19 protein-coding genes are annotated in these 20,398 nt (G+C 70.1%); 14 read left to right on the top strand and 5 right to left on the bottom strand.

Going from position 1 to position 20,398, the window contains the following annotated elements:
• Positions 1-77 precede the first annotated feature (77 nt).
• Entirely contained in the window at positions 78-818 is a 741-nt protein-coding gene (gene recO, locus MNOD_RS15790; RefSeq protein ID WP_015929926.1) for a DNA repair protein RecO, read from the top strand.
• Between the two features lie 54 nt (positions 819-872).
• Positions 873-3,119, top strand: coding sequence for a DNA topoisomerase IV subunit A (gene parC, locus MNOD_RS15785; RefSeq protein ID WP_015929925.1), 2,247 nt, complete (start codon positions 873-875; stop codon positions 3,117-3,119).
• A 239-nt stretch (positions 3,120-3,358) separates the two neighbouring features.
• On the opposite strand, the gene MNOD_RS15780 is transcribed toward parC, so the two are convergent.
• A complete protein-coding gene (locus tag MNOD_RS15780; RefSeq protein WP_015929924.1) occupies positions 3,359-5,140 on the bottom strand; it encodes a long-chain-acyl-CoA synthetase in 1,782 nt (593 codons plus the stop codon).
• Between the two features lie 76 nt (positions 5,141-5,216).
• Positions 5,217-5,405 (bottom strand): hypothetical protein, encoded by a 189-nt coding sequence (locus MNOD_RS15775; protein ID WP_043748803.1) that lies wholly within the window; start codon positions 5,403-5,405, stop codon positions 5,217-5,219.
• 57 nt (positions 5,406-5,462) lie between these two features.
• Between MNOD_RS15775 and MNOD_RS15770 the strand changes: the two genes are divergently transcribed.
• From MNOD_RS15770 to rcdA, 10 genes are all read left to right on the top strand, one after another.
• Positions 5,463-6,761: an O-acetylhomoserine aminocarboxypropyltransferase/cysteine synthase family protein gene (locus MNOD_RS15770; protein WP_015929923.1), complete on the top strand. Its 1,299-nt coding sequence runs from the start codon at positions 5,463-5,465 to the stop codon at positions 6,759-6,761.
• Positions 6,762-6,778: 17 nt separating this feature from the next.
• Positions 6,779-7,729 (top strand): homoserine O-succinyltransferase MetA, encoded by a 951-nt coding sequence (gene metA, locus MNOD_RS15765; protein WP_015929922.1) that lies wholly within the window; start codon positions 6,779-6,781, stop codon positions 7,727-7,729.
• A gap of 99 nt (positions 7,730-7,828) precedes the next feature.
• Complete coding sequence (locus MNOD_RS15760) at positions 7,829-8,185, top strand: hypothetical protein (RefSeq protein ID WP_015929921.1); 357 nt, start codon at positions 7,829-7,831, stop codon at positions 8,183-8,185.
• Between the two features lie 78 nt (positions 8,186-8,263).
• Positions 8,264-9,238, top strand: coding sequence for an NADPH:quinone oxidoreductase family protein (locus MNOD_RS15755; RefSeq protein WP_015929920.1), 975 nt, complete (start codon positions 8,264-8,266; stop codon positions 9,236-9,238).
• A gap of 253 nt (positions 9,239-9,491) precedes the next feature.
• Positions 9,492-10,928 carry a cytochrome ubiquinol oxidase subunit I gene (locus MNOD_RS15750; RefSeq protein WP_015929919.1) on the top strand — a complete coding sequence of 479 codons (1,437 nt, stop codon included), beginning with the start codon at positions 9,492-9,494 and terminating at the stop codon, positions 10,926-10,928.
• 10 nt (positions 10,929-10,938) lie between these two features.
• Complete coding sequence (gene cydB / locus MNOD_RS15745) at positions 10,939-11,946, top strand: cytochrome d ubiquinol oxidase subunit II (RefSeq protein ID WP_015929918.1); 1,008 nt, start codon at positions 10,939-10,941, stop codon at positions 11,944-11,946.
• Positions 11,946-12,203: a DUF2474 family protein gene (locus MNOD_RS50310; protein ID WP_015929917.1), complete on the top strand. Its 258-nt coding sequence runs from the start codon at positions 11,946-11,948 to the stop codon at positions 12,201-12,203. Before cydB ends, MNOD_RS50310 begins: the two co-directional genes overlap by 1 nt.
• 16 nt (positions 12,204-12,219) lie before the next feature.
• The gene (locus MNOD_RS15735) at positions 12,220-12,795 is read left to right on the top strand and encodes a GbsR/MarR family transcriptional regulator (RefSeq protein WP_015929916.1); all 576 of its coding nucleotides are present in this window, start codon (positions 12,220-12,222) and stop codon (positions 12,793-12,795) included.
• 95 nt (positions 12,796-12,890) lie between these two features.
• Positions 12,891-13,109: a hypothetical protein gene (locus MNOD_RS15730; protein ID WP_015929915.1), complete on the top strand. Its 219-nt coding sequence runs from the start codon at positions 12,891-12,893 to the stop codon at positions 13,107-13,109.
• A gap of 535 nt (positions 13,110-13,644) precedes the next feature.
• A complete protein-coding gene (gene rcdA, locus MNOD_RS15725; protein ID WP_015929914.1) occupies positions 13,645-14,178 on the top strand; it encodes a protease adaptor protein RcdA in 534 nt (177 codons plus the stop codon).
• A gap of 805 nt (positions 14,179-14,983) precedes the next feature.
• Here rcdA and rpmE read toward each other — a convergent pair.
• Positions 14,984-15,232, bottom strand: a complete 249-nt coding sequence (rpmE, locus tag MNOD_RS15720; RefSeq protein WP_015929913.1) for a 50S ribosomal protein L31 — start codon at positions 15,230-15,232, stop codon at positions 14,984-14,986.
• Between the two features lie 139 nt (positions 15,233-15,371).
• Between rpmE and MNOD_RS15715 the strand changes: the two genes are divergently transcribed.
• A complete protein-coding gene (locus MNOD_RS15715; protein ID WP_015929912.1) occupies positions 15,372-17,174 on the top strand; it encodes an ABC transporter transmembrane domain-containing protein in 1,803 nt (600 codons plus the stop codon).
• A gap of 118 nt (positions 17,175-17,292) precedes the next feature.
• Entirely contained in the window at positions 17,293-17,673 is a 381-nt protein-coding gene (gene sufA / locus MNOD_RS15710) for a Fe-S cluster assembly scaffold SufA (protein WP_015929911.1), read from the top strand.
• An 18-nt stretch (positions 17,674-17,691) separates the two neighbouring features.
• Here sufA and MNOD_RS15705 read toward each other — a convergent pair whose 3' ends face one another.
• Both MNOD_RS15705 and MNOD_RS15700 read right to left on the bottom strand, forming a co-directional pair.
• Complete coding sequence (locus MNOD_RS15705) at positions 17,692-18,753, bottom strand: GGDEF domain-containing protein (protein ID WP_015929910.1); 1,062 nt, start codon at positions 18,751-18,753, stop codon at positions 17,692-17,694.
• Positions 18,754-18,877: 124 nt separating this feature from the next.
• Positions 18,878-20,275: a DEAD/DEAH box helicase gene (locus tag MNOD_RS15700; protein WP_015929909.1), complete on the bottom strand. Its 1,398-nt coding sequence runs from the start codon at positions 20,273-20,275 to the stop codon at positions 18,878-18,880.
• Positions 20,276-20,398 lie beyond the last annotated feature (123 nt).

Genomic DNA, 20,398 nt, shown 5'->3' with positions numbered 1-20,398 from the left:
ACGAATTCGTTAGCGTGGCTTTTCGCCGTCGCGGCCGGTCCGTTCTGTTTCGCAACACCCATCCTTATTTTGGCAGCATGCAGTGGAGCGATGAGGGCCTCGTCCTGGGGGCGCGGCGGCATGGCGAGACGAGCGTCGTTCTCGAATTGATGACGGCCGGGCACGGCCGTCATCTCGGGCTCGTGCATGGGGGGCGCTCGCGGCGGATGCAGCCCGTGCTCCAGCCCGGCAACCGCGTGCGGGCGGTCTGGCGGGCCCGCCTCGACGAGGGCCTGGGGCATTTCGCGGTCGAGCCGATCGAGAGCGCGGCCGGGCGGCTGATGGGATCGCGCCTCGCCCTCTACGGCCTGGCCCATGCCGCCGCCCTGTTGCGGCTCCTGCCCGAGCGCGACCCGCATCCAAGCCTCTACGCCGCCGCCCAGGTGCTGGTCGCCCACCTGACCGACCCGGCCATCGCCCCCGCCCTGATGGTGCGCTTCGAGCTTGCGGTGCTCGCCGACCTCGGTTTCGGCCTCGACCTCTCGGCCTGTGCAGCCACGGGCTCCAACGCCTACCTGGCCTATGTCTCGCCGAAGAGCGGACGCGCGGTGAGTGCTGCGGCCGGTGAGCCCTGGCGCGACCGTCTCCTCGCCCTGCCCGACTTCCTGGTCGCGCGCGAGGCGGGCGGGACCGGGGCCACCCCGACGCCCCGCGACGTTCGCCAAGGATTTACCTTGACGGGATATTTCCTCGATCAGCATGTCTGGCATCCGCGCGGCGTCGCGCCGCCCGAGGCGCGCGAGCTATTCGTCGCACTCGGCACCGCGGATGCGGGCTGATGTTCGTGTTATGTTCCGTCATCTGGACCGGAACGCAATGAGCCGACGGGGGTCATGGGCAAGCCATTCGAGCCGCCATCCGATCACGGGGGAATCGAGAGCGTCGAGCTGAAGGCCGCGCTGGAGGAGCGCTACCTCGCCTATGCGCTCTCGACCATCATGCACCGGGCGCTGCCCGATGCGCGTGACGGGCTCAAGCCCGTGCACCGGCGCATCCTCTACGGCATGCGCCTCCTGCGCCTCGACCCGAATACGGCCTTCAAGAAATGCGCCAAGATCGTCGGCGACGTGATGGGCGATTTCCATCCGCACGGCGACCAGGCGATCTACGACGCGCTCGTGCGCCTGAGCCAGGACTTCGCGCAGCGCTATCCGCTCGTCGACGGCCAGGGCAATTTCGGCAATATCGACGGCGACGGCCCCGCCGCCTACCGCTACACCGAGGCGCGGCTGACCGAGGTCGCGCGCCTCCTCCTCGACGGCATCGACGAGGACGCGGTCGATTTCCGCCCGAGCTACAACGGCGAGAAGGACGAGCCGGTCGTCCTGCCGGGCGCCTTCCCGAACCTGCTCGCCAACGGCTCGCAGGGCATCGCGGTCGGCATGGCCACCTCGATCCCGCCGCACAACGCGGCCGAGCTCTGCGACGCCGCCCTCTACCTGATCACCCATCCGACCGCGACGTCCGAGCAGCTTACGAGCTTCGTGAAGGGGCCGGACTTCCCGACCGGGGGCATCGTGGTCGATTCCGCGGAAGCGATCGCCGAGGCCTACCGCACCGGGCGGGGCGCCTTCCGGGTCCGCGCGCGCTGGACCAGGGAGGATCTCGGCCGCGGCGCCTGGAACGTGGTGGTCACCGAGATCCCCTATGGCGTGCCGAAGGCCCGGCTGATCGAGAAGATGGCCGAGCTCCTCACGGAGCGGAAGCTGCCGCTCCTCGCCGATGTCCGCGACGAATCGGCGGAGGATGTCCGCATCGTCCTGGAGCCGCGCTCCCGCACGGTCGATCCGGTGGTGCTGATGGAGTCGCTTTTTCGGCTCACCGAGCTGGAGAGCCGCTTCTCCCTCAACATGAACGTGCTGGTGAGCGGGCAGGTGCCGCGGGTCGTGGGCCTCGCCGAGGCGCTGCGCGAATGGCTCGACCACCGCCGCACCGTGCTCCAGCGCCGCTCCCGCCACCGCCTCGCGCAGATCGAGAAGCGGCTGGAGATCCTGGGCGGCCTGCTCATCGTCTATCTCGACCTCGACCAGGTGATCCGCATCATCCGCGAGGAGGACGAGCCGAAGGCCGAGCTGATGCGCTACTTCCAGCTCACGGAGGTGCAGGCGAACGCGATCCTCGACACGCGGCTGCGCTCCCTGCGCAAGCTCGAGGAGATGGAGCTGAAGCGCGAGCAGGCCGCGCTCACCGCCGAGAAGGCGGATCTCGACGCGCTCCTCGGCTCGGAAGCCCTGCAGTGGAAATCCATCGCCGCGCAGGTGCGGGCGGTGAAGAAGACTTTTGGGCCGGAGACGCCGCTCGGCCGCCGCCGCACGACGCTGGAGAACCCGCCCGACACCTCCGACCTCGATCTCGCCGAGGCGATGATCGAGCGCGAGCCGATCACCGTGATCGTGTCGCAGAAGGGCTGGATCCGGTCGCTCAAGGGCCATGTCGCCGACCTGTCGGGCGTGCAGTTCAAGGGCGACGACGCCCTCAAGCTCAGTTTCCCGACCGAGACGACGGCGAAGCTGCTCGTGCTCGCCTCGAACGGCAAGGTCTTCACGCTCGACGCCGCCAAGCTCCCGGGCGGACGCGGCTTCGGCGATCCGATACGCCTGATGGCCGATCTCGACGAGGGCACCGACATCGTGACGGTCTGGCCCTACCGGGCGGGCGCCAAGCTCCTGTTCGGCACGATCGACGGGCGCGGCTTCACGACGGGCTCGGACGGCCTCGTGGCGAATACCCGCAAGGGCAAGCAGGTCGTGGCGCTCGACGGGGCCGCGGTGGTCACGCATTGCGTCGAGGTGGGGGAGGGCGACCACGTCGCGGCCTGCGGCGAGAACCGCCTGCTCGTGGTGTTCCCGCTCACCGAGATCCCCGAGATGGCCCGCGGCAAGGGCGTGCGGCTGCAGCGCTATCGCGAGAGCACGCTCGCCTACCTGACCGTGTTCAAGCTGGCGGAGGGGCTGACCTGGCCCGACAGCGCCGGCCGCACGCGGAGTGTGGTGGGCGAGGAACTGGCCAAGTGGGTCGGCCACCGCGGCACGGTGGGGATCATGGCGCCGCGGGGATTCCCGCGCAGCAACCGGCCGTAGGGCTCAGCCGATCGGTGAAGGGCTGGCGCGGGATGCTCCGGATCCCCTCTCCCGGGTGGGAGAGGGGCAGGGGTGAGGGTGGAGACGGTGCAGCAAGAGGCTGGAACCGTGCCGCGGCCAGCGCGACGCTCAGTGCTTCATTCTGAACCCGTGCACCCTCACCCCTACCCCTCTCCCACTCGGGAGAGGGGGATCCCGCGCTCTTTAACTCTGTGTGTGATCAGAAACTCTGTAGGTGATCAGAGCCGGACGGCACCGCGCGTGATCGCCGCGTAGAGTTCCGCGGTCAGCGGCACGTAGGCCCCCGCCGCCGCATCCTCGAAATACAGCGGATCCGCGATCCGCGCCGGATCGAAACCCTCCGCCAGCAGCGTCTGCTTCTTCTGCTTGAAGGTCTCGGTGATCTCGAAACCGGCGCGAAGGCGCAGGAAGAGCGGGCGGGCATAGGCGGGCAGCTGCGCGGCGAGATGCGCCCTCAGAACGGCGAGATCGAAGCCGGGCCCGACCTTGAGAGCCGCCATGCCGGCCCGGCCCTCCGTCCCCGGAACGGCCACGCCGTAGACCGCCGCCTCCTCCACCCCGGCGGCACCGGACAAAGCCGCCGCTACCTCCGTCGTCGCCACGTTCTCGCCCTTCCAGCGGAAGGTATCGCCGGCCCGGTCGACGAAGAAGTAGAAGCCCTGCCGGTCGATCCGCATCAGATCCCCGGTGCGGAACCACGCGTCACCCGGCTTGAACACGTCGCGCAGCAGCTTGGCGTCACTCGCCGCCGCGCTGGTATAGCCCTCGAAGCGCTGGCTCCCGACCTCGCTTCTGAGCCGGCCGATCAGCTCGCCCGCCTCGCCGGGAGGGCAGCGCAGGCAGAAGCCGTCGGCCCCTCGGGCCGGCGCGCCCGTGTCGGGATCGTGGCGGACGATCGCCGCCGGCGAGGAATGCGCCAGGAAGGGAGGGACCCGCCCCACCGCGCCGACCCGCCCCTCGACATTGCAGAGCGACAGCGTGCCCTCGGTCGCGGCGTAGAACTCGAGGATGCGGGGAATGGCGAACCGTGCCTGGAACGCCTCCCAGACCTCCGGCCGCAGGCCGTTGCCGGTGGCGATCCGCAGGGAATGGGCCCGCTCCAGCGGGTGGGTGGGTGCCGCGAGGAGATAGCGGCAGAGTTCGCCGATATACTGGAACAGGGTGCAGCGCTCGGCCGCGATGTCGTCCCAGAAGCGCCGCGCGGAAAAGCGCTCGCGCAGGATGGCGGCCCCGCCGCCCACGATGACGCTCCCGGTCGCCACGACGCCGCCGACGCTGTGATACATCGGCAGGCAAGTGTAGAGCCGGTCCTCCGGCCCGGTCGCCAGCAGCCCGGCGAACCAGTGGCTCCAGGTCATCACCCGGTGGTGGCTCACCCGGGCGGCCTTGGGCAGGCCGGTCGTTCCCGAAGTGTAGATGTAGAGGGCGGTGTCGGCGAGCGTCACCGCGCGTTCCTCGCGCTCCTCGAACGGACCGCCGTCGCAGTGCGCCAGGGCGGCGGCGAGGTCGTCGGCTCGGACGAGACGCGGCCGCTCCGGCAGGTGCGGCGCGGCCTCCTCGCAGGCAGGCCACAGGCGCTCCGCGACGATCAGGTGCGTGGGCGCCGCGGCCGCGATGCAATGGGCGAGGCTCGCGCCGGTGAGGTTCGTGTTGAGGAGCGCGACGCGCAGGCCGACCCGGCTGAGCCCGAGCCACGCCGCCATGTAGTCGGGGCCGTTCGGCATCAGGAGCGCCACCGCGTCGCCGGCCCGGATGCCCTCGGCGAGTGCCCAGCGGGCGTAGCGCCGCGCCCGGTCGGCCAGGCCGGCATGGCTCAGCGTGCCCTGCTCGCCGATCAGCGCCGGCGCCTCGCCGTGGGCGAGGCCGAGCTCGTCCACGACCCGCGGCAGGATTCGCGACGGCTGCGTGCCGATCCGGGACGTGCGTTCGAGCGCCCCGAGCCACCCGCCCGCAGCGGCCGACGGGCCCTGCCGCGCAGCCGATGCGCCTGCAACTGCCATGTCTCGCACCTTTGTCCTCGTCGAGGGATCGTGCCGCAGGCTGCGTCCAAGGTTTAAACAAACGCTTGCAGGGTCTTCACAAGACCGTCATCCCCGCCCGCCCGGCGAAGTCGAAATAGTGCAGCAAGACATTCTTCAGCATGGCCGCGACTTCCCGTCCGGCAATGCGGCTTTGCGGGCGGCCGGGAAGCAAGTCGCAAGGTTCTCGGATCAGTATCCCGGCACCATCGACCGCGAGCCCGGCCGGCTTGTGCGAACGCGGCACAGTCCGTCCGGTGCAGCGCTTGCATCCTGATGGCCAAACAGGTTCGAGGACGACACGATGCGGCCCGAGACGATCGCGATCCACGCCGGCTACGAGGACGACCCGACGACCAAGGCCGTCGCGGTGCCGATCTACCAGACCGCCGCCTACGCCTTCGACAGCGCCGAGCACGGCGCCGCGCTCTTCAATCTGGAGGCCGAGGGCTACCGCTACAGCCGCATCGCCAACCCGACCAACGCGGTGCTGGAGCGGCGCGTGGCCGAGCTCGAAGGCGGCCACAGCGCGCTCAGCGTCGCCACCGGACAGGCGGCCCTCCACTACGCGATCGCGACCCTGGCGGATTGCGGCGGCAACATCGTGTCGGTGCCGCAGCTCTACGGGACCACGCACACGCTCCTCGCGCATGTGCTGCCGCGTCAGGGCATCGAGACGCGCTTCGCCGAGACCGACTCGCCGGAGGCGATCGCCCGCCTGATCGACCGCGACACCAAGGCGGTCTATTGCGAGAGCATCGGCAACCCCGCGGGTAACATCTGCGACATCGCGACCCTCGCCGAGGTGGCGCATGGCTGCGGCGTGCCCCTCGTCGTCGACAACACTGTCGCGACCCCGATCCTGATGCGCCCGATCGACCACGGGGCGGACATCGTCGTGGCCTCGCTCACCAAGTTCATGGGCGGCCACGGCACCACTCTGGGCGGCATCATCGTGGATAGCGGGCGCTTCCCCTGGCTGGCGCATGCCGAGCGCTTCCCGATGTTCTGCGAGCCCGACGCCTCCTATCACGGCCTCGTCTATGCGGAGCGGTTCGGGGCGGGGGCCTTCGCGGCGCGGGCGCGCAGCGTCTACCAGCGCACCACCGGGGCGGTGCTCGCGCCGCTGAGCGCCTTCCTGCTGCTTCAGGGCATCGAGACCGTGGCGCTGCGCGTCGAGCGCCACGTCGAGAATGCCCGCAAGGTGGCGGAATTCCTGCGCGACGATCCCCGCGTCGCCTGGGTGAACTACGCGGGCTTCCCCGACAGCCCGCATCACGCCATGGCCCAAAAATATCTCGGCGGCCGGGCCTCCTCGCTCCTCACCTTCGGGGTGCGGGGCGGCTACCGGGGCGGTGCGGCCTTCTACGACGCGCTGAAGCTGATCAAGCGGCTCGTGAATATCGGCGATGCGAAGTCGCTGGCCTGCCATCCGGCCTCGACCACGCACCGCCAGATGTCACCCGAGGAGCAGCGCCAGGCGGGCGTGCTGCCGGAGACGATCCGGATCTCGGTCGGCATCGAGCACAGCGACGACATCCTGGCTGATCTCGATCAGGCGCTCGCCGCGGCGAGCCGCAGCCTGATCCGCGCCGCCGAATAGCCCCGGGGGGGGCCGCGATGCTTCAGCCCGCCGTCGGCCCGTCCGCTCCCCACCGGCGCCCCCGCCGCTCTCCGGCGGGCGACCGCATCACCGTCGGTCTCCTCAACAACATGCCGGACGCCGCGCTCGCGGCGACGGAAAGGCAATTCGAACGGCTCGTCGGCGGGCGGGCCCGCCTGCTGCGCTTCCACCTGCCGGAGATCGCCCGCGGCCCCCAGGCGCTGGACTTCCTCGCTCCGCGCTCGGCGCCGGCCGAGGCGATGGAGAGCGCCGGCCTCGATGCGCTGATCGTCACCGGCTGCGAGCCCCGCGCGGCGAATCTGCGCGACGAGCCCTACTGGACGGCGCTGACCCGCGCCATCGACTGGGCGCGGGACCACACCGCCTCGACCCTGTTCTCATGCCTCGCCGCCCATGCGGCGGTGCTGCATCTCGACGGCATCGAGCGCCGCAGGCTCGCGCGCAAGTGCTCGGGCGTCTTCGTCTGCCGGGCGCTCGCCGGCCATCCGCTCCTCGCCGGGCTGCCCGGAACCGTGGCCATCCCGCATTCGCGCTGGAACGCGCTGCCGGAGACCGATCTCGCGGCGGCGGGTTACGCGGTGCTGACCCGTTCGGACGAGGCCGGGGTCGATCTCTTCGTGAAGCCGGGCCGCAGCCTCCTCGTCTTCCTGCAGGGCCATCCGGAATACGATGCGGACAGCCTCGCCCGCGAGTACCGGCGCGACCTGGCCCGTTTCCGTGCCGGCGAGCGTCCCGACCGGCCGGACCTGCCCGCCCATTACTTCGATGCCGCCGTCGCCGCATCCCTCGACGCCTCTGCGGCGGACCCGCAGGCGGACGAGCCGCCCGCCATCGAGGCCCCCGCCGACCCGCCCTGGCCGGGGATCGCGGAGGCTCTGTTCGCGAACTGGCTCGCTCTCGTCGCCGCGCGGCGCAGCGCCCGGGCCGCCGCCCCGGGGGTGCCGTGATCGGCCGCCCGGGGCTCCCGGCCCGCCTCTCCCAGCTCCTTGGCGGCTCCGCCGTCCTGGCAGCGATCCGTCTCGGCGGGGTCCGCTTGCATCCTGTGCGTGACGCCGCTCCTCGCCGCGGCGCAGGTCGCGGTGTTCGGGCTCTGCCCGAAGCTCGCGCTTCTCGTCGGCTATGTGGTGCAGGTGATCCGGCAGATGGCGGTGCCGGACTTCGCCGATGCCCGCCGCGCGGGCGACCGGCCGGCGATGCGGCGCATTCTGCGGCGGGCGGTGACGCTGCCGGCCGCCGCCCTGGCGGACCTCGCGGTCGTCGTCGCGGGCGCGGCGGGCGCCGTGCTCGCGAGCTACGCCGCCTGGATCTTCGGGACGGCGGCCACCCTGAGACGCCTCGGCGAGATGCGCACAGGCCTCATCGCCCTGCTGTCGGGCCGGAGGATGGTGCCGGCCGGGGCCTGAGAGCGCCCTTGCCAGCCGTCCGCGCCTGCCGCAGGGATACGGCGGGGCCGCCGGATCAAGGCGGCCGGGAGGACGACGATGAAGGCGCTTCTGTGCAAGGCGCTCGGCGGCCCGGAGGATCTCGTCATCGAGGATCTGCCGGATCCGGTGCCCGGACCGGGCGAGGTCCTGGTGAGGGTCACGGTCGCGGCGCTCAATTTCTTCGATACGCTCATCATCGCCGGGCGCTACCAGGTGAAGCCGGACCTGCCCTTCTCGCCGGGCGCGGAGGCGGCCGGGATCGTCGAGGCGCTGGGGCCGGGGGTCGAGGGCTTCCGGATCGGCGAGCGCGTCATCGCGCATCTGGGCTACGGAGCCTGCCGCGAGCGCGTCGTGGTCGGCGTCGGCGGCCTCAGCCGCGTGCCGGATCAGGTGAGCGACGAGCAGGCCGCCGGCCTCACCGTCACCTACGGCACCTCGCTGCACGCTCTCCAGGACCGGGCCGGCCTCAGGCCCGGCGAGACGCTGGCGGTGCTCGGGGCCTCGGGCGGTGTCGGTCTCGCGGCGGTCGAACTCGGCCACGCCATGGGCGCGCGCGTCATCGCCTGCGCCTCCTCGGCCGACAAGCTCGAGGCGGCCAAGGCACACGGCGCCGATCTCATCCTCGACTACGGCACGGAGAACCTGCGCGAGGGCCTTCGCCGCCTCGGCGGCGAGAAGGGCATCGATGTCGTCTACGATCCCGTCGGCGGCGACTTCTCCGAGCCGGCGCTGCGCTCGCTCAACTGGAAGGGCCGTTTCCTCGTCATCGGATTCGCGTCCGGGCCGATTCCCCGCATCCCCCTCAACCTCGTGCTCCTCAAGGGCATCGACGTCCAGGGCGTGCATTGGGGCGCCTTCGTGAAGAACGAACCGGAGGCCCATGCGGCGAATCAGGCACGCCTCCTCGCCCTGGTCGCGGAGGGGCGCCTGACCGCCAAGGTGCACGGGGTCTATCCGCTCGCGCGAGCCGCGGAGGCGCTCGGAATCCTCTCCCGCCGCGAGGCGGTGGGGAAGGTGCTGCTGCGGCCTTGAGGGCATCGACCCTGGAACCCGGCGGTCCCGTTCCGGTTGGGCGCGGCGTGGCTCTTCGGCCGGAAGCGGCACGACGTCCGCAGACGACGGCATGCCGTTCCGCTACGGTCGGGCCTCGCGTGGTTCAGCGTCCGCGAAGCCGTGACGACGCGCCGTCACGGCTTCGCGGCGATGGGTCGCGTCGTTCCTGTATTTTCAGAAATTCCTGAAATGACGAAATAGCTCACACGCAAGCCTCGAACGGGGGTTCGTCATGCTGTCGGACGTCGAAGCGCTGCTGCTGGCCCGGATCCAGTTCGGGTTCACGGTGGCGTTCCACATCATCTTTCCGGCCTTCTCGATCGGGCTCGCGAGCTACCTCGCCGTCCTGGAGGGGCTCTGGCTCGCCACCAAGCGCGCAGTCTTCTTCGACCTCTTCAAGTACTGGGTGAAGATCTTCGCCGTCGCCTTCGCGATGGGGGTCGTTTCGGGCCTGGTGATGTCCTACCAGTTCGGCACCAACTGGTCCGTGTTCTCGGACAAGGCCGGTCCGGTGGTCGGGCCGCTGATGGCCTACGAGGTGCTCTCCGCCTTCTTCCTGGAGGCCGGCTTCCTCGGCGTGATGCTGTTCGGCATGAACAAGGTCGGGCCGCGCCTGCACTTCCTGGCGACGCTGGCGGTCGCGGCCGGCACCTTCTTCTCGGCCTTCTGGATCCTGTCGGTGAATTCGTGGATGCAGACGCCGCAGGGCCATGTCACGAACGCCGCCGGGCAATTCGTGCCGCAGGACTGGTGGGCGATCATCTTCAACCCGTCCTTCCCGTTCCGCCTCGTGCACATGGTGCTGGCCGCCTATCTGACGACGGCCCTCGTGGTGGGCGCGGTCGGCGCGTGGCACCTCCTGCGCGACAGCCGGGCCGCGGTGAGCGGCCCGAACGAGGGCGCCCGCACCATGTTCTCGATGGCGATGTGGATGGCCGCCCTGGTGGCGCCGATCCAGATCGCGGCGGGCGACGCGCACGGGCTCAACACCCTGGAGCACCAGCCGGCCAAGGTCATGGCCATGGAGGGCCATTTCGAGAGCCACCCGGCCGGCGCGCCGCTGATCCTGTTCGGCCTTCCCGACCAGGAGGCGGGCCGCGTCCGCTATGCCCTCGAGATCCCGAAACTCTCCTCGCTCATCCTCAAGCACGATCCGAACGCACCCCTGAAGGGGCTCGACACGGTGCCGCGGGAGAACTGGCCGCCGGTGCCGGTGGTGTTCTGGTCGTTCCGGGTGATGGTGGGCCTCGGCTTCCTCATCCTGTTCCTCGGCCTGCTCAGCCTGTGGGCGCGCCTGCGGGGGCGGCTCTACGATTGGGTTGCCCTGCACCGCTTCGCCCTGGTGATGGGGCCGGCCGGCTTCGTCGCCGTGGTGGCGGGCTGGATCACCACCGAGGTCGGGCGCCAGCCCTTCACGGTCTACGGGCTCCTGCGCACGGCCGAATCCGCCTCGCCGCTCTCGGCCCCGGCGGTGGCGGGCTCGCTGATCGCCTTCGTGCTGATCTATTTCGCGGTGTTCTCGATGGGCGTGATCTACATCCTGCGGCTGATGAGCAAGCCGCCGCATTACGGCGAGCCCGGCGTCGAGCCCGGCAAGCCGATCCGCACGGCCGGCATCACGCCGGCGCCCTCGGTCCATCCGGACCGCGCCCTGTGGCCCGCCGAGTGAGGAGGCAGGAATGCTGGAGAGCCTCGATCTCACGATCGTCTGGGCCTTCGTGATCGCCTTCGCGGTGTTCGCCTACATCGTGATGGACGGTTTCGATCTCGGCATCGGCATCCTGTTCCCGGCCTTCCGGCCGGGCGAGGAGCGCGACACCGCCATGAACTCGGTCGCGCCGGTCTGGGACGGGAACGAGACCTGGCTGGTGCTCGGGGGAGGGGGGCTCTTCGCCGCCTTCCCGCTCGCCTACGCGGTGCTGCTGCCGGCCCTCTACGTGCCGATCATCGCCATGCTGCTCGGCCTGATCTTCCGGGGCGTGGCCTTCGAGTTCCGCTGGCGCGATCCGGGCCACCGGGCCTTCTGGGATCTCGCCTTCACGGGCGGATCGGTCGTCGCCGCGCTGTCGCAGGGCATCGCGCTCGGCGCCATGCTGCAGGGCGTCGCCGTCGAGGGGCGGGCCTATGCGGGCGGTTGGTGGGACTGGCTGTCGCCCTTCAGCATCCTCGTCGGCTTGGCCCTCGTCTGCGGCTACGCGCTGCTCGGGGCGACCTGGCTGGTGATGCGCACCGTGGGACCGCTTCAGGACCGGGCCCGCAGCCTCTCGGTGGCCTTGGGGGTGGCGACGATCCTGGCCATCGCCCTGGTGAGCGCGGTGACGCCCTTCCTCGAAGGGAAGTACTGGCAGCGCTGGTTCGCCATGCCGAGCGTGCTCCTCACCGCGCAGGTGCCGCTCCTCGTGGCGGTGGCGAGCGTCCTGTTCTTCCGCTCCCTGGCGCGGGGAGGCGAGCGCGCGCCCTTCCTGATCGCGCTCGGGCTGTTCCTGCTCTCCTTCATCGGGCTCGGCATCAGCATCTACCCGGACGTCGTGCCGGGGCGGATCTCGATCTGGGACGCCGCCTCGCCGCACTCGAGCCAAATGTTCATGCTGGTCGGCGCCTCCGTGCTGATCCCGATCATCCTGGCCTACACCGCCTATTCCTACTGGGTGTTCCGCGGGAAGGTCGATTCGACGGGCTACCACTGATGGCCTCCCCCTCTGATCCCAACGGCCCAAGATGCTGCCGCATCGGGCCGTCGACCCATCTCGAATTTTCGACACCTAGCCAGAGGCTTGGCGAAAATCCGGGAACGGAACCAACGGTCATTTTCAATGACCGCTGGTATGACAGGCCGGCGCCGCTCTGGCGCCGGCTCCTCTGGTTCGCGGCGCTCTACGGCGGCAGCGTGCTCGTCCTCGGCCTGGTGACGCTCGGGCTGCGCGCGTGGCTGAAGGCGGCCTGACCGGCCGGGTGCCGCCGTGCAGCTGCCCCCGTTGATCCAGACCTTCGTCCTCCATTTCGGCGAGATGGGCTCGCGCTGGGGGATCAACCGCACGGTCGGCCAGATCTACGCCCTGCTCTTCGTCGCGGAGCGCGCCCTCAATGCCGACGAGATCGTCGAGCGGCTGGGGCTGTCGCGCTCGAACGTCAGCATGGGCCTGAAGGAGTTGCAGGCCTGGAACCTCGTGCGGCTGCAGCACGTGCCCGGCGACCGGCGCGACTACTTCTCGACGCCCGAGGATATCTGGCAGATCGTGCGCACGCTGGTGGAGGAGCGCAAGAAGCGCGAGGTCGACCCGACCCTCACCCTGCTGCGCGAGATCCTCATGCAGGAGCCGCAGACCGGCGAGGAGCGGCATGCGCAGAGCCGGCTGCGCGAGATGCACGACCTCTTCGAGCTCTTCGCCGGCTGGTACTCGGACGTGCGGCGTCTGGAGACGGAGCGGCTGATCCAGCTCCTCACCCTGGGGGCCCGCGTGCAGAAGATCCTGGAGATGAAGGACCGGCTGTTCGGCGGGGCGCCCCGCGGCCGCCCGGAGGGAGAGCCGGACTGACAGGATTCGGTCACGCTGCACCTGCGAATGGCGTGCGGTGCGGCGTGCCCTGTGGCATGATCGGGGCAGTGTTTCACGCTCGGATGTGATCGGGCATGTCATCCATCGAACAGACCATCTCGGACCTGAAGAGCCTCGAAGCGGCCGGGGAGGCCGCTCTCAACGCGGCCCTGAGCCGGCTCTCGCCCGCGGAGCGGGACGCCTACTGGGCTTCGGTGCGCCGCTGCTACAATGCGCCCTACAATGACGCGCCGGCGAAGGCGCGGGCCGCCCTGTGGCCGCGGGAAGGCGGGCCGCAGCTGCGGGCCGGCTGAGTGGCGCTGCTCTCTCTCTCTCTCTCTCTCTCTCTCTCTCTCTCTCTCTCTGCTCAGACACGCGGAGGAACCCCTCTCCCGGCCGGGAGAGGGGTTTCTTCATGGGTCCGGCCACCGGCGCGAGCAGGCCGAGCCCTCGGCGGCCTTCCGGCGCAAGCATCCGGGAAGGTTGCCGGATCCGGATCGGACATACATCGCGTTAACCATTTTTTAAGCTTTCCGGACGATAACCGCAGGCGTCCAGCCTTCTGGATGTCGAGTGGTCTCTGTCCACTCTGTTTGATGCCTCCCTGTACGACTCTCCGCCGCCCCTCGGGGCGGCTTTCTTTTTTCCGCCTCTGCCAGGTTTTCGCCTCCGCCACGCCGATCGTGGCCGGGAGCCGCGCACCGTTTCGCGCGTTCCGCGTTAAGGTTAACGTCCCGTTACCCGGGCGCAGGGCGGCCGTCGGCGCTATTGTTGCGACGGTGGGTTCGAACACGGGGCGCACGTTTCGAAACGGGACGGCGCCGAGACGCCCAGGTCGCAGGAGGGGTTATGGTCGGGATGGACGTCATGTTTCGGGACCCGCGCGAGACGGTGAATTTCGGCGAGACCTTCGTGGCCTCGGATGCGTTCCGGACCCTGTTTCGTGAGGGCATGACGCTGGTCGAGGAGACCGCCGCCTATCTCGATGGCCCCGGCCGCGACGAGTCCCGCCTGCTCGCCCGCCATGCGGCCTTGAGCTATGCCAGCGAAAGCATGCGGCTGACCACGCGGCTCATGCAGATCGCCTCCTGGCTCCTGGTCCAGCGGGCGGTGTCGGAGGGCGAACTCTCCTTGAGCGAGGCGCAGCAGGAGAAGACCCGGGTGAGGCTCGGGGCGAACGAGGGGCCCGAGACCTCGGCGGTCGTGCTGGCCGAGCTTCCGCTCTCCCTGCAGGCGCTGATCGAGCACTCGAAGCGTCTTCACGCCCGCATCCGGCATCTCGACAGCCTGATCTCGGACGACCGCCCGACGCCGGCCCCGCGCGAGAGCCCGGTCTTCGCCCAGCACGACCTCCTGCGCGCCGCGTTTCGCACCGCGCGGTAGCGCATTTGCGGGTTCACCACGGGCCTTGCCAACCCTGACGGATGACACCGCGGCTGATTGAGCGCTTCCTCCTATGCTACCCCGACGGCCCTCAATCGGAACTGACCTGCGTGGAGGCCGCCCCGCTCCTCATGCCGAGCAACCATTAGTTTGATTGAGGGCTGGGGTTGGCTGCCGCAGGTGGGAGCGCTCGGACAGCGGCGGTTTCATCGGCCAGGGTCTGCAGCGCCGGTGGTGATCTCGTCCGACATCCGATGAATGGCTTCGCCATACGGGATGGCGTCGGCATGCGGATGTCGGTTTGGTTCAGGCGGACGGTTCTCCGCCCCTTCGCGCTCCCTCTTTCCGGGCCCGTTCGGGCCTGCACGACTGCAGCGGCAGCGGAAGGAGATCCGGGAACCAGCACGGCGAGTTGCCGCGCGGCGGCTCCGGTTGTCTCCAGCGTGGCTAACAAGCGGTTGCTGCGCGACGTCTTGTGCTGGGTCCCGGGTCGCATTCCGCTGTCGCTCCATGCGCCCGAGAAAGGGCGGAGCGGACATCCTCGCCTGGGCCTGCCGCGGTCTCAATCGATCGAGGAGCGGGGCGGCTTCCATGCACGGTGTCCGGGCGGGGATGGGCCTCCATTTTCGATCAAGCCCACAGCCGAACGCTGCAGCGCCGCGCCCTCTTGTTCAAGCGGGGGACATTGTGGCGCCATCGGCCCCCGGAGCCACTCCGGCCCGCGAAACCCGGCCCATGAAAAAACCCCGACCGGGCGGCCGGGGTCTGACCTTGCGGGCAAGGGAGGGCGCGGGGCGCCCCCGCCTCACTTCTTGCCGAACGTCATGTTGCCGAAGCGCGAGTTGAAGCGCGACACGCGGCCGCCGCGGTCCATCAGCTTCTGCTCGCCGCCGGTCCATGCCGGATGGGTCGTCGGGTCGATATCGAGGTTGAGGGTGTCCCCCTCCTTCCCCCAGGTCGACCGGGTCGTGTATTCCGTGCCGTCCGTCATCACCACCTTGATGAAGTGGTAGTCGGGGTGCTCGGTGGCCTTCTTGGCAGTGGTCTTCGCCATGACGTAATCCTCGAAGCGGCCCGCCGCCAACGCTCCGCTGTGGGCCGCGGCCATTGATCGCGCGTAATCGGATGAGCGGCGGCCTATACCTCACCCGACGGCGCCAAACAAGCGCAGCAACCGGATTCGCTCACACGACATGGATTCCGCCGATACGGCCCGCTCCCGGGCCTCCCTGGGCGCGCTGAAACCGCTCATTCCCTACGCCATGCGCTACCGCGGCCGCATCGCGGCGGCCCTGGTCGCGCTGATCGCCGCGGCCGGCGCGACGCTGATCGTGCCGATCGCGATCCGGCGCGTGGTCGATCTCGGCTTCTCGCATGTGGGCGCGGCGATGATCGACGCCTATTTCGGGGCGCTGCTCGGCGTCGTGGGCATCCTCGCGCTGGCGAGCGCCGCGCGCTACTACTTCGTCGTGACGCTCGGGGAGCGTGTGATCGCGGACCTGCGCGCCGCGGTCTTTGCGCGGCTCACCACGCTGGACCCCGCCTTCTTCGATCAGGCGCGCAGCGGCGAACTCGTCTCGCGTCTCACCGCGGATGCCGCGCAGGTGAAGGCGGTCTTCGGCGTGTCGCTGTCGATCCTCTTGCGCAACGTCTTCCTGTTCCTCGGCGCGGTGGCCATGATGGTGTGGACGAGCCCGTGGCTCTCCGTCCTGGTGCTCGTCGCGATCCCGATCATCGTGTTCCCGCTGATCCTCTCGGGCCGCGGCGTGCGGCGCCGCTCGCGCGCCGCGCAGGACCGGCTCGCCGATGCCTCCGCCTATGCCACGGAGGCGGTGGGGGCCGTGCGCACCATGCAGGCCTTCGGCATGGGGCCGGCGACCGCCGCGCGTTTCGCGGCGGCCTCCGAGGCGGCCTTCCTGGCGGCGCGCCACTCGGCCCGGGCGCGGGCGCTCCTCACGGGCGTCGCCATCTTCCTCGTCTCGGCGAGCGTCGTCGGCGTGCTCTGGTACGGTGCGCAGGGCGTGGCGAGCGGCGTGATGTCGGCCGGCCAGTTGTCGCAGTTCGTGCTCTACGCGGTGTTCGGCGCGAGCGCGCTGGGGCAGCTCTCGGAGGTCTATGGCGAGCTCACGCTGGCGGCGGGTGCCGCGGAACGGCTCGGCGAGATCCTGCACACCGAGCCCGCCATTACGGCCCCGGCGCAGCCCGTCGCGCTGCCGGTTCCGCCGCGCGGCGAGGTGGCCTTCGAGCACGTGCGCTTCTCCTATCCGGCGCGGCCGGAGCAATCGGCCCTTCAGGATCTCAGCTTCCGCGTGGCGCCGGGCGAGCGCGTCGCCCTGGTGGGGCCGTCAGGCGCTGGCAAGAGCACGGTGCTGCAGCTGCTCCTGCGCTTCTACGATCCCGATTCGGGACAGGTGCGGGTGGATGGGGTGCCGGTCGACGCGGTCGACCCCGCCCTGTTGCGGGACCGGCTCTCGCTCGTGCCGCAGGACCCGACGGTGTTCAGCGGCAGCGTGCTCGACAACATCCGCTACGGCCGGCCGGAGGCCAGCGAGGCCGAGGTGGTGCGGGCCGCCGAGCAGGCGCATGCGGATGGCTTCATCCGCGCCCTGCCGCAGGGCTACGCCACACTGGTGGGCGAGCGCGGCGTCACCCTGTCGGGCGGCCAGCGCCAGCGCATCGCCATCGCCCGCGCGATCCTGAAGGATGCGCCGATCCTGCTCCTCGACGAGGCGACCTCGGCCCTCGATGCGGAGAGCGAGCGCGCCGTGCAGGCGGCCCTCGATCTGCTGATGCGCGGGCGTACCACCCTGGTGATCGCCCATCGCCTCGCGACGATCCGGGCGGCGGACCGCATTCTCGTGCTCGATGACGGGCGCGTGGTGGAGGAGGGAACCCATGAGGGGCTGCTCGCCCGCAACGGGCTCTATGCCCAGCTGGCGGCGCTCCAGTTCGCCGATCCGGGGGAGGGGGGGCGCGCGCGTCTGGTCGCGGTATAGGTGGGCGCCCCGTGGCGCGGCAATAGTGGACCCTGCCCCGGGCGATGCTTATCTTGCCCGTGTATCGTATGAACCCTCAACCGCCCGGGCCTTGAACCCGGCTGCCGGAGAGATCGGGATGGTAAAGAGTTTCAAGGTGATGACGCTGACCGAGGCGGCTGCCGACCGGATCAAGCGCATCATCGCGGAGGCCGATCGCCCCATTGCGGGCGTCCGTGTCGGCGTGAAGAACGGCGGCTGCGCCGGGATGAGCTACACGATGGAATACGCCGAGGAGCAGCGCCCCGGCGAGGATGTGGTGGAGGACCGCGGGGTACGCGTCTTCGTCGACCCCAAGGCGGTGCTGTTCCTGCTCGGGACCGAGATGGACTTCCAGACGACGAAGCTCGCGTCGCAATTCGTGTTCAACAACCCGAACCAGACCTCGGCCTGCGGCTGCGGCGAATCGGTGGCGATCACGCCGGCCAAGCCGGAGGCGCTCCAGGCTGCCGGAGCCTGAGCCAGACCCTTTCCCGCGTCAGGCGACCTGCGTGACGTCCAGTCCGGATTCGTCCACGACGACGCGGTTGCGGCCGGAGCGCTTGGCCGCGAACATGCACTGATCTGCACGCTCGATCAGCGAAACAGCGGTGTCGCCGGCCCGATAGGCGGCGACACCGACCGAGACCGTGACGCGGCCGAGCGACTCGCCGCTCGACCGCTTGACGAGCTCGCGGCCCATCACGCTCGTGCGGATCCGCTCCGCCAGATCGAGCGCATCGTCCCGCCCGCCATAGGGCACGATGACCCCGAACTCCTCGCCGCCGAAGCGGGCGATGGTGGCGCGCGAATCGACCATCTCGCGCATTGTCAGCGCGACGAGGCGCAGCACGCGGTCTCCGGTGAGATGGCCATAGACGTCGTTGAACCGCTTGAAGTGGTCGATGTCGAGAACGATGAGCGCGATGGACTGCCGGTTCGCGACGGCGTCGCCGACCGCCTTGTGCAGCACCTCCTCGAACAGCTTGCGGTTGCCGATCCCGGTGAGCGGATCGGTGAGGGACTCGACCCGGACGGCCTCCAGCATCTCGTGCAGGCTCCGGATCTCCTCGCGGCTCTCCCGCATCCGCGCCTCGAGGGTGCGGTTGTCGGCGGTGACGTCCCGCGTCGCCACGATCAGCGACGCCACGAGATCGCGCAGCCGCGCCCGGTTGACCGTCGGGGCGACGATGTCTTGGCTGAAGGCCTGGAGCGAGGCCCCGTAGCGGGCCGTCGAGCCGAGTGCGACATCCAGCATCTCCAGCACCTGCTCCATCTCGGAGAGCAGGGTGGTGCCCGCCCGCTCGGTCTCCACGACCTGGCGGCGGCTGTCGAGATAGGTGTCGTAGAGAACCTCGATCGTGTCGTCGCGCAGCGCGCCGTGCTCGGCCGCGATTCGCTTCACCGCCTCGTTGAGCAGAGGCTGATGCCCCGACACGTAGGTGTACCAGACAGCATAGCTGCGCGGGCTCGCCGACGACCCATAGGCCTTCATCAGCTCGATCGCCCGTTGGCCGACCGCGAGGCTGCGGTCCGTGTCGGCCCTGGACAGGTCGCTCATCCGGCTCCTCCGTGCGCCATGTCGGATCGGTGATCCGTCCGGCAGCCATCATCCTAGGGCGGGCGAATGGAAAAGCCGTTAAAGTAGATCCGCTGGATCGAGACGACCGCGAGAACTTGAGTCTCTACTCACGGTCCTTGCGTTTTTTCAGGATAACCGGGCGGAGCAGGAAGGCCGGTACATGCGCGCCGAGCCCGACCTCGGCCTCCGGCATGGCGTCATCCTCGTTGCGGCGCCGGGCGGCGGCCCGGGGGCGGTCCTCGCGGCGGGGAGTCTTCGGCCGCTCCTCGGTGCGGCGCTCGCCGCGCCGGCTGCGCTCGCCGCGTTCCCCGCGACCGCCCCGCTCGCGCGGACGGCGCTCGCGCGCCTCGCCGGGCTCCTCCTCCGGCAGGCTGCCGAGGTCGCCCTCGGCCCAGGGGATCGGCTGGCCGATCAGGCTCTCGATCGCGGCCAGCGCCTTCTCGTCCCCGCGGGCGACCAGGGTGAAAGCGGAGCCGTTGCGCCCGGCGCGGCCGGTGCGGCCGATCCGGTGCACGTAATCCTCCGCGTGGTGCGGCACGTCGAAATTGAAGACATGGCTCACGGCCGGGATGTCGAGGCCGCGGGCTGCCACGTCGCTCGCCACGAGGAGCGGGATCTCGCCCGACCGGAAGGCGTCGAGGGCCGCCATGCGGGCCCGCTGGTCCATGTCTCCGTGCAGGGCCGCGACCGTGAAGCCGTGGTTGGCCAGCGACTTCTGCAGCTGCGCCACGTCGCGCTTGCGGTTGCAGAAGATGATGCCGTTCTTGAGCTCCTCCGCGCCGCGGATCAGCCGGCGGAGGGTCTTGCGCTTCTGGTGACCCTCGCCGCCCGTGGCGACGAGGCGCTGCTCGATGGTCGAGGCCGTGGAGGCGGGCCGCGCGACCTCGATCCGCACCGGATTGTGGAGGAAGTCGTCCGCGAGCCGCTGGATCTCGGGCGGCATCGTCGCCGAGAAGAACAGCGTCTGGCGGGTGAACGGCACCAGCTTCACGATCCGCTCGATATCCGGGATGAAGCCCATGTCGAGCATGCGGTCCGCCTCGTCGATGACGAGGAGCTCGACGCCCGTGAGCAGCAGCTTGCCGCGCTCGAAGTGATCGAGGAGCCGGCCCGGCGTGGCGATCAGGACGTCGACGCCGCGGGTGATCTTGGCATCCTGGTCCGCGAAGGAGACGCCGCCGATCAGCAGCGCGACGTTGAGCTTGTGGTTGGTGCCGTAGCGCTCGAAATTCTCCTCGACCTGCGCGGCGAGCTCGCGCGTGGGTTCGAGGATCAGCGTGCGCGGCATGCGGGCCCGGGCTCGACCCTGCTCCAGGCGGGTCAGCATCGGCAGCGTGAAGGCGGCCGTCTTGCCCGTGCCGGTCTGCGCCACGCCGAGGACGTCGCGGCGGGCGAGGACGTGCGGGATGGCCTGGGCTTGGATCGGGGTCGGCGTGGTGTAGCCGGCCGCGGAGACGGCCTGCAGGACCTTTTCGCTGAGACCGAGTTCGGCGAATGACATCAGGAATGAAAACCGTTGCGCGCGGGCCGGGCAACCGGCGCGAGGGGGAGTCCGTCGCGGCAACGGCCTGGACGAAAAGAAGCTTCGCGCCCCGGCTGCGCTCGCGCGAGCAGGGCACCCGAA

Origin of the sequence: Methylobacterium nodulans ORS 2060 (assembly GCF_000022085.1) — a bacterium.
Lineage (GTDB): Bacteria > Pseudomonadota > Alphaproteobacteria > Rhizobiales > Beijerinckiaceae > Methylobacterium > Methylobacterium nodulans.
This window is presented reverse-complemented; position numbering and strand designations above follow the sequence as displayed.